We start from the raw sequence: 11,844 nt of genomic DNA, 5'->3' as shown, positions 1-11,844 counted from the left end.
AGATGAATTTCAGCAATGCATAGCTGAAAAAAGCAAAAGACGGCCTGCGCAGCGGCAGGCCAGGCGCTAAGCGCGGGATGGGGATAAGGGGCGCAGCAGCAGGGTCAACAACGCCACCGCAACCGGGACCAGGGAGCCCCACAGCACGGCGTTCCAGCCGAAGGCGTTGAGCAGAACCCCGGACGAAAACGACCCCACGATCATCACGCCGAAGACCAGAAAATCGTTGAGCGACTGAACCTGGGTCTTCTCTTCCGGGCGGTGGAAATCGATGATTTTCGCCGAGGCGCCGGTGAAGCCAAAGTTCCAGCCGATGCCGAGCAAAATCAGCGACAGCCAGTAATGATACACGCCGAGACCGCTGAGACCGACCGCCACCGACGCGGCGGTGATCAGCAATCCCGCCGCCGCCATTCGCACTGCGCCGAAGCGCTGGATCAGCCGGCCGGTGAAAAATCCCGGGCCGTACATCGCCATCACATGCCACTGGATCCCAAGGTTGGCGGCCTGCTGGGAAAGACCGTGCATATGCATGGAGAGCGGCGCGGCGGTCATCAGAAAATTCATCACCATATAGGCCACCGCGCCGCTGAATACCGTAGTGGCAAAACCCGGCTGGCGGACAATCTCGCGCAGCGGCCGCCCTCCGCGCACGCTGGCCGCGGTGGGCTCCGCCGGCGTCACCCCTCTCAACAAAAAGGCGGCCAGCACTGCAACCAGCGCCTGAGCGAGGAAGGTGACGGCGAAGGTATGTGCCGGCCAGAGGTGCATGGTGCCGGTGACCAGCATCGGGCCAATGATCCCGGCGGCCACACCGCCGCCCATCACCAGCGACAGCGCACGGGCGCGACGCGCCGGGGCGACGCCGTCGGTGGCGGCAAAACGAAAACTGAGCGCCACGGCAGCATAGGCGCCGCCAAGCATCGCGGCGAGACAAAACAGCAGAAAAGAATTCAGCACTACCGCCAGGGCGGCCGCCAGTCCGGTCACCATCCCGGCGCCGGTGCCGAGCCTGAACGCCGCTTTGCGGCCCCGCGTTCGCGCCAGCGCGCCGAAAGGCAGAATGGAGGCCGCCATCCCCAGCACAAACAGGGTGATCGGCAGCGTGGCCAGCGACGGGCTGGGGGCAATCGCGTTACCCACTATCGCGCCGGTAGCGTAGAAGACCACCGAGTTGGCGCCGGCCAGCGCCTGAGCGGCAGCCAGGCGAAAGATGTTTTTGTTCTGCACCGCCAGCGGCAGCATGTGTTCTGTAGACATCCGTTGTTTTCACCGGTTTGAGAGTGGCGCCAGGCTGGCCGTCTGGCATCGCGCCCTGTTTGTTGGGTTCCCTGACCGTTACCTTAGCCGCAAAATACGCTTTTGCACCATAGCGAATCGCAATATTACCCGGCGATCTGGCCCCTCTTCTGCGTCAGATCGCCGGGCCGGGCTTCGCCGCGCGTTTTATTCCGGGGATCCGTCGCGCCGCGCGGCGGCAAATTTCGCCGCGATCATTGCGGCCGTCGGCTGGACGCCGCCCAGACTCCACTGCTCCGGGTCATGTTCGTCAATGCGGATCCAGACGGACTGACGGAACTGCGGATCGCCCTGCCCCTCAATCTCCACCAGCAGATCGGTCATCCGTCGCAGCAGCTCACTTTTCTGTTCCGCGGTCATGATCCCTTTAATGGTTTGCACGTTAACAAATGGCACGCTATGCTCCTTAGCATCTAAGTCTAAAATTCAAACTCAGAGTAGAAGGTCAATCTCGCGATGTCAAAAAATAAATCACTGCCCTACCTCGACCCGGCGCTGTGCGGCCTGGCGGAAGGAGCCAAAATACTCGGCGACCGCTGGGTGCTGCTGATCCTACGCGAGGCGTTTTACGGCGTGACGCGCTTTGAAACGTTGCTGTCGCACACCCATATTACCCGCCAGACGCTCACCACCCGGTTAAAAACCATGACCGAAACGGGATTGCTCAACAAAGTGCCCTACCGGGAAGCCGGCTCCCGCGAACGGTATGAATATGTTCTGACTGATAAAAGCCGTAGCCTGGCGCTGGTGCTGTTCGCCCTGATGGAATGGGGCCACCAGCACGTGCTGCACAGTGCGCCGCATATAGCATTGGTGGACAGCGCCAGCGGCGAGGCTGTCCATCCGGGGTTTATTACTGCCAGCGGCACCGTGGCGAGCCCCGCCGCCCTGCAGATCGTCAAGGCAGACGAACGCTAATAGCGCCGCTACAGAACTTTCGTACGCCTCTGGCGAAAGCCGCCGCAAGCGGGTATGTTGCATAGCCACGGTACCCGACGAGCGCGGGACATTTTTGTTTCATCGAACTGTGCGATAAAGGATGAAGGTATCCGGTGACCATTCCGACGCGCAGATCGCGCATGCTAAAGGTAGAAAATGTCGCTTCGTTCTCTGCGGGCTTTATGTCTGACCAGCTTTTTTATTGCCGACGTGCGCGACGGCCTCGGCCCGTTTCTGGGGATCTTTCTCACCCAGCGTCACTGGCAGGCGGAGGACATTGGCCTGCTGATGTCCGTCGGCGGTATCGCCGGCCTGCTGGCGACCCTGCCCGCCGGCTTCATCACCGACAGCTCGCGGCATAAGCGCTTGCTGCTGGCCGGGGTCTGCCTGGTGATCACCCTCACCACCCTGCTGCTCTGGTTTAGTCAGAAGACCAGCGTGGTCGCCCTCTCGCAAGTCGCCAGCGGCATCTGCGCGGCCTTTGTCGGACCGCTGATCGCCGGGATTACCCTCGGTCTTGCCAGACAGCGCGGCTTTAGCGCCCAGATGGGGAAAAACGAAGCCTTCAACCACGCGGGAAATTTCTTCACCGCGCTAATGGCCGGGGCTATCGCCTGGTACTGGGGCATCGGCGGCATTTTCATTCTGATGGCCTGTACCACGCTGCTTACCCTGGTCGCCCTGCTGGCGATCCGCGGCGGCGATATCGACGATGATGCCGCCCGCGGCATCGAAGCGGCATCCACGCCCTCCCTGCCGGGGTTTGCCATCCTGTTCCGCCATACGCCGCTGCTGATCGCCGGCGTAACCCTGATGCTGTTCCATCTCGCCAATGCCGCACTGTTGCCGATGCTGAGCATGCGGATCGCCGCCGCGCCGGGACACCTCAATCCCGGACTGTTTGCCGCCGCCACGGTGATTATTTCGCAGGTGGTGATGATCCCGGTGGCCATCCGGGTCGCCGGCAGCATCGACAAATACGGTTACTGGCGATGCATCCTGCTGGCGCTGCTGATCATGCCCATCCGGGCGGCGCTGGCGGCGTCCAGCGACGCCCCGGCGATGATGGTCCCGGTGCAAATTCTTGATGGCCTGGCGGCAGGGATTTTGGGGGTGGCGGTGCCCAGCTTTATCGTCTCGCTGCTGCGCGGCAGCGGGCACGTTAACGCTGGACAGAGCGTGGTGATGCTGATGCAGGGCGCCGGGGCGGCAATGAGTCCGGCGTTAACCGGGTCTATCGCCGGGCACTACTCCTATGCCACCGCCTTCGGCGTGCTGAGCGTTATCGCGATTGTCGCCCTGATGGTATGGTGGCGCAGCGCTCCGCTGCTCACCGTCTCCGCGTCACCGCCAGTCGGCGAGAGCGGGCAGTAACCTACGGCACAGCGACCTGGGGAGAGAGGAAATCGCCAGCCGGGCAGCAGCCCCCTGCTGCCCGCCTGACGTGTGAGTGGCGTTAATTCACCCGCGCAGGCAAGGTAATTTGCTGCAGGGCGTTCGCCATATTAATCTGAATCAGCTCTTTAAGACCTTCGCGCTTAATAAACTGGCTCCGGTGCTTACTTTTCACCTCTTCAATACTCTTTTTGATCTCTTGCGCCGGCAGTTTATACCAGCCGCGAGCCTGTTTCTCACCGCCCATTTCCAGCCACAGCGATGAATAACTGGCTTTCACCAGATCGCTTTTCACGTGATAATCAGAATCGATGGCGTAGACCGTGGAGATGTTGAAATATCGCAGCAAACCATACAGCACGCTCATGATGATATTTTTCGGCCGCGCGCCATGCAGCTCTTTAGTCAGCACCTTCACTTCGTCATTGGTGATATCTTTCCCGCCCTGGATGCCGCCGATATAAGCGCGGCCATCGTCGGTGCAGGAAAAACAGACGCTATAGACGCGCCGGTCGCCAAGAAACAGCTGCAGCATCAGCTCCCCTTCCTCCTGAAACGGCGAGGCCAGCAGCTTAACGTCAAGCTTATCGCCATTTTTCAAGGGAATAGAAAACATCTCGCGGCCAAAATCCGCGACATTGTAGAGCTGCGGCAGCACATCAGGGTGAAACGTTTTCTCGATGAAATTCAGTGAACCATGGGCAATATCCAGTTTGCGTCGTTTTGACAGCCGTTTATTGAGATACGCTTTAAACGGTTTATCCTCAAAAGGCACCAGTCCTTTGGTCACCGCGGTCAACCGCGCGCACTGATATTTCGCACAAAGTCCTTGATATTCTCTGTATTTACCTCCTGCGAGCGAGAGCTCTCTGCATTTTCGTAAAACTTTTTTATAGCTTATTTTGACCTGACCGATCACTTTATTATGTTTACGCCATTCTTTGATGGCGCCTGCAACAGTATGTTCCATTGATTAAGATCCATAGATTCATCCATAATCGCGGCCATATTAACATAAAAGCGTTTCGTCAACGCTTAATTACTCCTTCGTTGTCCTTTCATTTAATATTTAGGCAGGAAATTATCCTGGCGACGTTATTTGTCGTTAAACTTATTCTGTCAACGATGAATTATGGTAGGTAACGCCCTCCGCTCAGCGACTTAACGCTCTGTGCCTTCGGCGCGAAGCGCGGCTACAACCGCTGGCGGTTATGCCCTATACTTGACCCTGATTCAAAACCAGCAACGATAGGTAACTTATGGAAATTGATCTCGACAACCTGGTCTTCAGCGGCCTGGATGAAGCGGAAGAGCGCAACGCGGAGCGTCTGGAAGAAGCGGACAAAAAAGCCCAGGCGATCGTTGCCGACGACGACTGCGGCGACGCCTGCAAAATCTGATTGTCAAACCGGCCAGCAGGCCGGTTTTTTTTTGACGCCCACACCTCAGGTGGGTAAAAACCCTTTCAGCGTATCCAGCAGCGCCTGCGCCGCCTTCGACAGCGGCAGATGTCCGGCATGGATCGCGCCGACGCACTTCTCAATCGGCGGATCGCTGAGCGGGATGCAGACGGCGCCCAACGATGCCATCTGCGTTTTACACAGCGCCGGCACCGCGCTGCCCCCCAGGCCGCTGGCCACCATCCTCCCCACCGTCACCAGCTGATGACTCTCCAGCGCCACATCCAGCTGACGTCCGCTGCGCGCCAGCGCCTCCTCCAGCATCAGGCGTACCGCCGAGGGGCGCTGCAGGGTAATAAAGTCGAGGGTCAACAGCTCCTGCCAGGTGAGCTGCTTTTTCTTCGCCAGCGGGGATTGTTGGGGAACGATCGCCACGAAGCGGTCCACCGCCAGCGGGGTAAACAGCAGGTTGTGGTTGGGCGATGGCTCGAAAGCGATGCCCATCTCCACCCGCCCCTCGCGCACCATCTCGATCACCTGCTCATTAATCACGTCATGCACCGTAACGTTCACCCCGGCATAGCGGTCGCGGAAGGCTTTCAGCGCCTCCGGCAGAACGTTGGCGGCAAACGACGGCATCGCGGCGACCGAAATTTTACCCCGCTGCAGGGTAAAGCTCTGACGCATGGCCTCCTCGACGTTATCCCAGTCGGCCAGCAGCTGACGGGCCATCGGCAGAAAGAGTTCCCCCTCCTGGGTGAGGGTCACTTTGCGGGTGCTGCGCTGCAGCAGCGCGCCGCCCAGCGCCTCCTCCAACCCTTTGATGGTCAGGCTGAGAGCTGGCTGCGACAGATTCAGCCTTTCGCTGGCGTGGGCGAAATTCAGAGTGTGAGCTACCGCTAAAAACGCGCGTAACTGTTTGACACTCATTCTCATTTTTCATCCTGTTAACTAATTGAAAAAAATTAGTTAACAGGAAATTAATTAAAATTCCAAATGAGTGAGTCACAAATTCAAAATTATCAAATCAGTCGCCTGCGCCAATGATAAGGCTATCGCAAGGCAGGAGAGACAAGATGGCAGGACTGGATAAACGCGTTGCCAGTTACGAAGCGGCGCTGGAAGGGTTAACGGACGGCATGACGCTGCTCGCCGGCGGCTTCGGCCTGTGCGGCATTCCCGAGAACTTGATCGCCGAGGTGCAGCGTCGCCAGGTGCAGGGGCTGACGGTGGTCTCCAACAACTGCGGGGTCGACGGTTTCGGTCTCGGCATGCTGCTGGAGTCGCGCCAGGTCAGCAAGGTGGTGGCCTCTTACGTCGGGGAAAACGCGCTGTTTGAACAGCTGGTGCTCAGCGGCGAGCTGGCGGTAGAACTCACCCCGCAGGGAACGCTGGCGGAAAAAATCCGCGCCGGCGGCGCTGGCATCCCCGGCTTTTACACCGCCACCGGGTATGGCACCCCGGTCGCCGAAGGCAAAGAGGTGCGCCAGTTCGACGGAAGACACTACATCCTTGAAGAGGCGATCCGCGGCGATTTCGCGCTGGTCAAAGGCTGGAAAGCCGACTGGTACGGCAACGTGGTCTATCGCCACACCGCGCAGAATTTCAACCCGCTGATGGCCACCGCCGGGCGCATTACGGTGGTGGAGGTGGAAGAGATTGTGCCGCCGGGCAAACTGCCCCCCTCCGCCATCCATACTCCGGGGATCTATGTCGACCGGCTGATCGTCGGGCAATTCGAAAAACGTATTGAACAGCGCACCCTGCGCGCCGGAGGGCACTGAGATGCTGACCCGTGAACAAATGGCGATGCGCGTCGCCCAGGAGCTGCGCGACGGCGACTACGTCAACCTCGGGATCGGTATCCCGACGCTGGTGGCCAACTACATTCCCGCCGGCATTGAAGTGATGCTCCAGTCGGAGAACGGCCTGCTGGGGATGGGCGAATTTCCCGATGAGGAAACCATCGACGCCGACATGATTAACGCCGGTAAACAAACCGTCACCGCGCAAACCGGGGCGGCGATCTTCGATTCCGCCCAGTCGTTCGCCATGATCCGCGGCGGCCACGTCGACCTGACCGTTCTTGGCGCCTTTGAGGTCGACGTCGCGGGCAACATCGCCTCATGGATGATCCCTGGAAAAATGGTCAAGGGGATGGGCGGCGCCATGGACCTGGTGGCCGGCGCGCAGAACATCATCGTGGTGATGACCCACGCCTCAAAAAACGGCGAATCCAAACTGCTGCCGCAGTGCACCCTGCCGCTCACCGGCGTGGGCTGTATTCGCCGGGTACTCACCGATCTGGCCCTGCTGGAGATTGTCGACGGCGCGTTTGTCCTGCGCGAAGTGGCCCCGGGGGTCAGCCCCGACGAGGTGATACGTAAAACGGCGGGACGGCTGATCGTCGCCGACGACGTGCGCGAAATGCGCTTCAGTTAAGGAGAGACCATGACCGATATTGCCATTGTTGCTGCAGTACGCACCCCGGTAGGCAGCTTTCGCGGCGCCTTCGCCCCTCTTTCCGCCGTCGACCTCGGCGCAGCGGTGGTGCGCGGCCTGCTTGAACGCTGCCAGCTGCCCGCCGCAGCGGTCGACGAACTAATTTTCGGCCAGGTGCTTACCGCCGGCTGCGGGCAAAACCCGGCGCGCCAGACCGCGCTGCGGGCCGGCCTGCCGGTCGACACTCCGGCGGTCACCGTCAATCTGGTGTGCGGCTCCGGACTGAAAGCGGTTCAGCAGGCGGTGCAGGCGATCCGCTGCGGCGACGCCGGGATCGTTATCGCCGGCGGCCAGGAGAGTATGAGCAATGCTCCCTATCTGATGCATGGCGCCCGCGACGGCCTGCGTTTCGGCCACGCCAGCCTGCAGGACAGCATGATCCAGGACGGCCTGTGGGACGCCTTTAACGACTACCACATGGGCATTACCGCCGAGAACCTCGCCGACGCCTTCGACATCAGCCGCGAGCGCCAGGACGCCTTCGCCGCCAGCTCCCAGCGCAAAGCGGCGGCTGCTATCGCCGCCGGGCGCTTTCGTGAGGAGATCGTTCCGGTCAGCGTCCCGCAGGGCAAAAAGCCGCCGCGATTCGTGACTGACGATGAGCAACCGCGCCCGGAGACCAGCGAGCAGCAGTTGGCCCAGCTGCGCCCGGCGTTTCGCCCGGCTGACGGCAGCGTCACCGCCGGGAATGCCTCGTCGCTGAACGACGGCGCCGCGGCGGTCCTGCTGATGCGCGTCGATAAAGCGCGCGAGCTTGGGCTGCCGGTGCTGGCGCGCATTGTCAGCTCAGCGGTCGCCGGGGTCGACCCATCGGTGATGGGCATCGGCCCGGTGAGCGCCTGCCGCCAGGCGCTGCATCGCGCCGGCTGGACGCTGGACGAGGTGGACCTTATCGAAGCCAACGAGGCTTTTGCCGTCCAGGCGCTGGCCGTCGGTCAGCTGCTTGAGTGGGATAGCGAGAAGGTCAACGTCAACGGCGGCGCCATCGCCCTGGGCCATCCCATCGGCGCCTCCGGCTGCCGGATCCTCGTCAGCCTGGTGCATGAGATGCAGCGCCGGGGCGCCAGCAAAGGGCTGGCAACCCTGTGCGTCGGCGGCGGCCAGGGCATCGCCATGACCCTACAACGTTAACAGGAGCCACTATGTTTACACCACGCCTGGCGGTACTCGGCGCGGGACTGATGGGCGTCGGTATCGCCTGCCATTTCGCCCGTCACGGTCACGCCGTCCGCCTGTATGACACCGACCCGCAGCGTCTCGCTGAGGTTCCGGCGGTGGCCAGCGCCATCCTGCGCGAGCTGGAGGCCAGCGGTCAACAGGATCCCGCCGACCGCGACGCGGTGCTGGCCCGTCTGACCCCCACCCCGACGCTGAATGCCCTGGCCGATGCCACGCTGCTGATTGAAGCGATCCCCGAGCGGCTGGCGCTGAAGCACGCCCTGTACGCCGAGCTGGAAACGCTGATCGCCGACGAGACGATTATCGCCAGCAACACCAGCGGCCTGCCGCCGGATCGGCTGGCGCAGGGCATGCGCCACCCTGAACGGTTGCTGATCGCCCATTTCTGGCATCCGCCGCACCTGATCCCGCTGGTGGAAGTGGTGCCCGGGAGCGCCACGCTGCCTCATCTGGCACGCCAGGTGAGCGACTTTTGCGCCGCCTGCGCGCTGGAGGCAGTGGTGCTCAACCGCGCCGCGCCGGGCTTTGTCGGCAACCGGCTGCAGTTCGCCCTGCTGCGCGAAGCACTGCATATCGTCCACAGCGGCATCGCTTCCCCGGAGGTGGTGGACCAGGTGATGCGCGCCTCGCTGGGCCGCCGCTATGCGATGGTCGGCCCGCTGGAGGCTGCGGACATGACCGGCCTGGCGACGGTCCAGGATATCTGCCAGCACCTGCTGCCGGAGCTGGCCAGCGGCACGGAGATGATGTCGCTGGTGGCGGAGAAAGTGGCGCGAGGCGACACCGGCGCCCGCAGCGGGCAAGGCTTTTACCGCTGGGACGAGGCCCGGCACCAGCGCATCCAGTCGCGCCGGGAACACCAGCTGCGCTTCGCCCTGAAACCCTAGTATCGCGTTCTGTACCCCTACAATAACAATGAGAGTGAGACGTCGTGATGAGTGTGATAATAGCCCTGGCCGCGCTGGCGTTACTGATGCTGGCAGCCTACCGTGGATACAGCGTGATCCTCTTTGCGCCGATCGCCGCCCTCGGCGCGGTGCTGCTCACCGACCCGGGCGCGGTCGGCCCGGCCTTTACCGGCCTGTTTATGGAAAAAATGGTCGGCTTTGTGAAGCTCTATTTCCCGGTGTTTCTGCTGGGCGCGGTATTCGGCAAGCTGATTGAGCTGTCGGGATTCTCTCGTTCGATTGTCGCCGCCGCCATCCGCATCCTTGGGCGCCGCCACGCGATCCCGGTGATCGTGCTGGTGTGCGCCCTGCTGACCTACGGCGGGGTGTCGCTGTTTGTGGTGGCCTTTGCCGTCTACCCTTTCGCCGCCGAACTATTTCGCCAGAGCGGGATCCCCAAACGGCTGATCCCCGCCACCGTCGCCCTCGGGGCATTCTCGTTTACCATGGACGCCCTGCCCGGCACGCCGCAGATCCAGAATATTATTCCCACCAGTTTCTTCGGCACCAACGCCTGGGCGGCCCCCTGGCTGGGGCTTATCGGCTCGCTGTTCATTATCATCTTCGGTTTGCTGTGGCTGGAGCGTCAGCGCCGCAAAGCGCAGGCCCGCGGCGAAGGCTATGGGACCGACCTGCAAAATGAGCCGGAGACCCCGGATGACATCGATCTGCCGCATCCGCTAATCGCTATCGCCCCGTTGCTGCTGGTGGGGGTGCTGAATTTGCTGTTCACCCACTGGATCCCGCAGTGGTACGGCGCCAGCCATGAGCTCAACCTGCCGGGCCTGGCGAAGCCTGTCGTCACCGAAGTGGGGAAAATCACCGCCATCTGGGCGGTGCAGGCGGCGCTGCTCTCCGGCATTGTGCTGGTGCTGGTTTGCGGCTATCGCAATATCCGCGGCCGGCTGGCGGAGGGAAGTCGGACGGCGGTGGGCGGGGCTATTCTCGCGGCGATGAACACCGCCTCTGAGTATGGCTTCGGCGCGGTTATCGCCGCCCTGCCGGGTTTCCTGGTGCTGTCAAAAGCCCTCGCGGCCATTCCCAATCCGCTGTTAAACGAGGCGATCAGCGTCACGGTGCTGGCCGGGATCACTGGCTCGGCCTCCGGGGGGATGAGCATCGCCCTGGCGGCGATGTCCGAGACCTTTGTCGCCGCCGCCCACGCCGCCAATATTCCGCTCGAGGTACTGCACCGTGTCGCCGCCATGGCCAGCGGCGGCATGGACACCCTGCCGCACAACGGGGCGGTGATCACCCTGCTGGCGATCACCGGCCTGAGCCATCGCCAGGCCTACGGCGGCATTTTCGCCATCACGGTGATCAAAAGCCTCGCGGTACTGTTTGTCATTGCCACGTTCTATGTGACCGGCATTGTCTGATACCAGATTGAAGGAGTAATACAATGAACTTACACGGTAAAACGGCGCTGGTCACCGGCTCCACCAGCGGCATCGGTTTAGGGATCGCCAAAGTGCTTGCGCAGGCAGGCGCCCAGCTGGTGCTCAATGGCTTCGGCGACAGCAGCCACGCCCGGGCTGAAGTCGCCGCGCTGGGCAAGATCCCCGGCTATCACGACGCCGACCTGCGCGACGTCGGGCAGATCGAGGCGATGATGCGCTATGCCGAAAGCACCTTCGGCGGCGTCGATATCGTGATCAATAACGCCGGCATCCAGCACGTGGCCCCGGTGGAGCAGTTCCCGGTGGACAAATGGAACGATATTCTCGCCATCAATCTCTCCAGCGTCTTCCACACCACCCGCCTGGCGCTGCCGGGTATGCGCCAGCGCAACTGGGGGCGCATCATCAACATTGCCTCAGTGCATGGCCTGGTGGCGTCGAAAGAGAAATCGGCCTACGTCGCCGCCAAGCACGCGGTGGTCGGGCTCACCAAAACCGTGGCCCTGGAAACCGCGCGCAGCGGCATCACCTGCAACGCCATCTGCCCTGGCTGGGTGCTAACCCCGCTGGTGCAGCAGCAGATCGACAAACGCATCGCCGAGGGGGTCGACCCGGAGCAGGCCAGCGCCCAGCTGCTGGCGGAAAAACAGCCCTCCGGGGAGTTTGTCACCCCGCAGCAGCTGGGCGAAATGGCGCTGTTTCTGTGCAGCGATGCCGCCGCCCAGGTGCGCGGCGCCGCATGGAACATGGATGGCGGCTGGGTGGCGCAGTAAGCCGCTGGCG

The 11,844-nt window shown here is 62.0% G+C and carries 13 protein-coding genes; 9 read left to right on the top strand and 4 right to left on the bottom strand.

Annotation, left to right across the window (positions count from 1 at the left end; genetic code table 11):
- Positions 1 to 66: 66 nt before the first annotated feature.
- A complete protein-coding gene (locus AB1E37_RS10630; RefSeq protein ID WP_024264441.1) occupies positions 67 to 1,260 on the bottom strand; it encodes an MFS transporter in 1,194 nt (397 codons plus the stop codon).
- A gap of 186 nt (positions 1,261 to 1,446) precedes the next feature.
- Positions 1,447 to 1,695 (bottom strand): tautomerase family protein, encoded by a 249-nt coding sequence (locus AB1E37_RS10625; RefSeq protein ID WP_004175772.1) that lies wholly within the window; start codon positions 1,693 to 1,695, stop codon positions 1,447 to 1,449.
- A 60-nt stretch (positions 1,696 to 1,755) separates the two neighbouring features.
- Between AB1E37_RS10625 and AB1E37_RS10620 the strand changes: the two genes are divergently transcribed.
- Both AB1E37_RS10620 and AB1E37_RS10615 read left to right on the top strand, forming a co-directional pair.
- Entirely contained in the window at positions 1,756 to 2,217 is a 462-nt protein-coding gene (locus AB1E37_RS10620) for a helix-turn-helix domain-containing protein (protein ID WP_004175770.1), read from the top strand.
- Between the two features lie 177 nt (positions 2,218 to 2,394).
- Positions 2,395 to 3,612: an MFS transporter gene (locus tag AB1E37_RS10615; RefSeq protein ID WP_004189586.1), complete on the top strand. Its 1,218-nt coding sequence runs from the start codon at positions 2,395 to 2,397 to the stop codon at positions 3,610 to 3,612.
- Positions 3,613 to 3,694: 82 nt separating this feature from the next.
- On the opposite strand, the gene AB1E37_RS10610 is transcribed toward AB1E37_RS10615, so the two are convergent.
- Positions 3,695 to 4,603, bottom strand: coding sequence for a DUF535 family protein (locus tag AB1E37_RS10610; RefSeq protein WP_004200167.1), 909 nt, complete (start codon positions 4,601 to 4,603; stop codon positions 3,695 to 3,697).
- A gap of 289 nt (positions 4,604 to 4,892) precedes the next feature.
- Here AB1E37_RS10610 and AB1E37_RS10605 point away from each other — a divergent pair, with 289 nt between their 5' ends.
- A complete protein-coding gene (locus AB1E37_RS10605; RefSeq protein ID WP_002908189.1) occupies positions 4,893 to 5,033 on the top strand; it encodes a hypothetical protein in 141 nt (46 codons plus the stop codon).
- A gap of 45 nt (positions 5,034 to 5,078) precedes the next feature.
- Here the strand turns inward: AB1E37_RS10605 and AB1E37_RS10600 are convergent, their stop codons facing one another.
- Entirely contained in the window at positions 5,079 to 5,969 is an 891-nt protein-coding gene (locus AB1E37_RS10600; protein WP_004189584.1) for a LysR family transcriptional regulator, read from the bottom strand.
- A 140-nt stretch (positions 5,970 to 6,109) separates the two neighbouring features.
- On the opposite strand from AB1E37_RS10600, the gene AB1E37_RS10595 reads away from it, so the two are divergent.
- From AB1E37_RS10595 to AB1E37_RS10570, 6 genes are read left to right on the top strand one after another with little or no spacing between them, the layout of a single operon-like run.
- Positions 6,110 to 6,817, top strand: a complete 708-nt coding sequence (locus tag AB1E37_RS10595; protein ID WP_023282679.1) for a CoA transferase subunit A — start codon at positions 6,110 to 6,112, stop codon at positions 6,815 to 6,817.
- 1 nt (position 6,818) lies between these two features.
- Complete coding sequence (locus AB1E37_RS10590) at positions 6,819 to 7,475, top strand: CoA transferase subunit B (RefSeq protein WP_002908192.1); 657 nt, start codon at positions 6,819 to 6,821, stop codon at positions 7,473 to 7,475.
- Positions 7,476 to 7,484: 9 nt separating this feature from the next.
- Positions 7,485 to 8,666 (top strand): acetyl-CoA C-acetyltransferase, encoded by a 1,182-nt coding sequence (locus AB1E37_RS10585; protein ID WP_004175759.1) that lies wholly within the window; start codon positions 7,485 to 7,487, stop codon positions 8,664 to 8,666.
- 11 nt (positions 8,667 to 8,677) lie between these two features.
- Positions 8,678 to 9,601, top strand: coding sequence for a 3-hydroxyacyl-CoA dehydrogenase family protein (locus AB1E37_RS10580; RefSeq protein WP_023282682.1), 924 nt, complete (start codon positions 8,678 to 8,680; stop codon positions 9,599 to 9,601).
- Between the two features lie 44 nt (positions 9,602 to 9,645).
- Positions 9,646 to 11,040: a GntP family permease gene (locus AB1E37_RS10575; RefSeq protein WP_020323796.1), complete on the top strand. Its 1,395-nt coding sequence runs from the start codon at positions 9,646 to 9,648 to the stop codon at positions 11,038 to 11,040.
- A 23-nt stretch (positions 11,041 to 11,063) separates the two neighbouring features.
- Entirely contained in the window at positions 11,064 to 11,834 is a 771-nt protein-coding gene (locus AB1E37_RS10570) for a 3-hydroxybutyrate dehydrogenase (protein WP_002908202.1), read from the top strand.
- Positions 11,835 to 11,844: the final 10 nt, after the last annotated feature.

This window comes from Klebsiella sp. Shm-1, assembly GCF_040804525.1.
Lineage (GTDB): Bacteria > Pseudomonadota > Gammaproteobacteria > Enterobacterales > Enterobacteriaceae > Klebsiella > Klebsiella pneumoniae.
The sequence above is the reverse complement of the archived record's forward strand: the minus strand, read 5'-3'. Positions and strand labels throughout refer to the sequence as shown.

Excerpts from the sequence above, each read along its gene's own strand:
- AB1E37_RS10630 (WP_024264441.1), bottom strand. The coding sequence starts at position 1,260 with ATGTCTACAGAACACATGCTGCCGCTGGCGGTGCAGAACAAAAACATC.
- AB1E37_RS10620 (WP_004175770.1), top strand. The coding sequence starts at position 1,756 with ATGTCAAAAAATAAATCACTGCCCTACCTCGACCCGGCGCTGTGCGGC.
- AB1E37_RS10615 (WP_004189586.1), top strand. The coding sequence starts at position 2,395 with ATGTCGCTTCGTTCTCTGCGGGCTTTATGTCTGACCAGCTTTTTTATT.
- AB1E37_RS10610 (WP_004200167.1), bottom strand. The coding sequence starts at position 4,603 with ATGGAACATACTGTTGCAGGCGCCATCAAAGAATGGCGTAAACATAAT.
- AB1E37_RS10605 (WP_002908189.1), top strand. The coding sequence starts at position 4,893 with ATGGAAATTGATCTCGACAACCTGGTCTTCAGCGGCCTGGATGAAGCG.
- AB1E37_RS10600 (WP_004189584.1), bottom strand. The coding sequence starts at position 5,969 with ATGAGAATGAGTGTCAAACAGTTACGCGCGTTTTTAGCGGTAGCTCAC.
- AB1E37_RS10595 (WP_023282679.1), top strand. The coding sequence starts at position 6,110 with ATGGCAGGACTGGATAAACGCGTTGCCAGTTACGAAGCGGCGCTGGAA.
- AB1E37_RS10590 (WP_002908192.1), top strand. The coding sequence starts at position 6,819 with ATGCTGACCCGTGAACAAATGGCGATGCGCGTCGCCCAGGAGCTGCGC.
- AB1E37_RS10585 (WP_004175759.1), top strand. The coding sequence starts at position 7,485 with ATGACCGATATTGCCATTGTTGCTGCAGTACGCACCCCGGTAGGCAGC.
- AB1E37_RS10580 (WP_023282682.1), top strand. The coding sequence starts at position 8,678 with ATGTTTACACCACGCCTGGCGGTACTCGGCGCGGGACTGATGGGCGTC.
- AB1E37_RS10570 (WP_002908202.1), top strand. The coding sequence starts at position 11,064 with ATGAACTTACACGGTAAAACGGCGCTGGTCACCGGCTCCACCAGCGGC.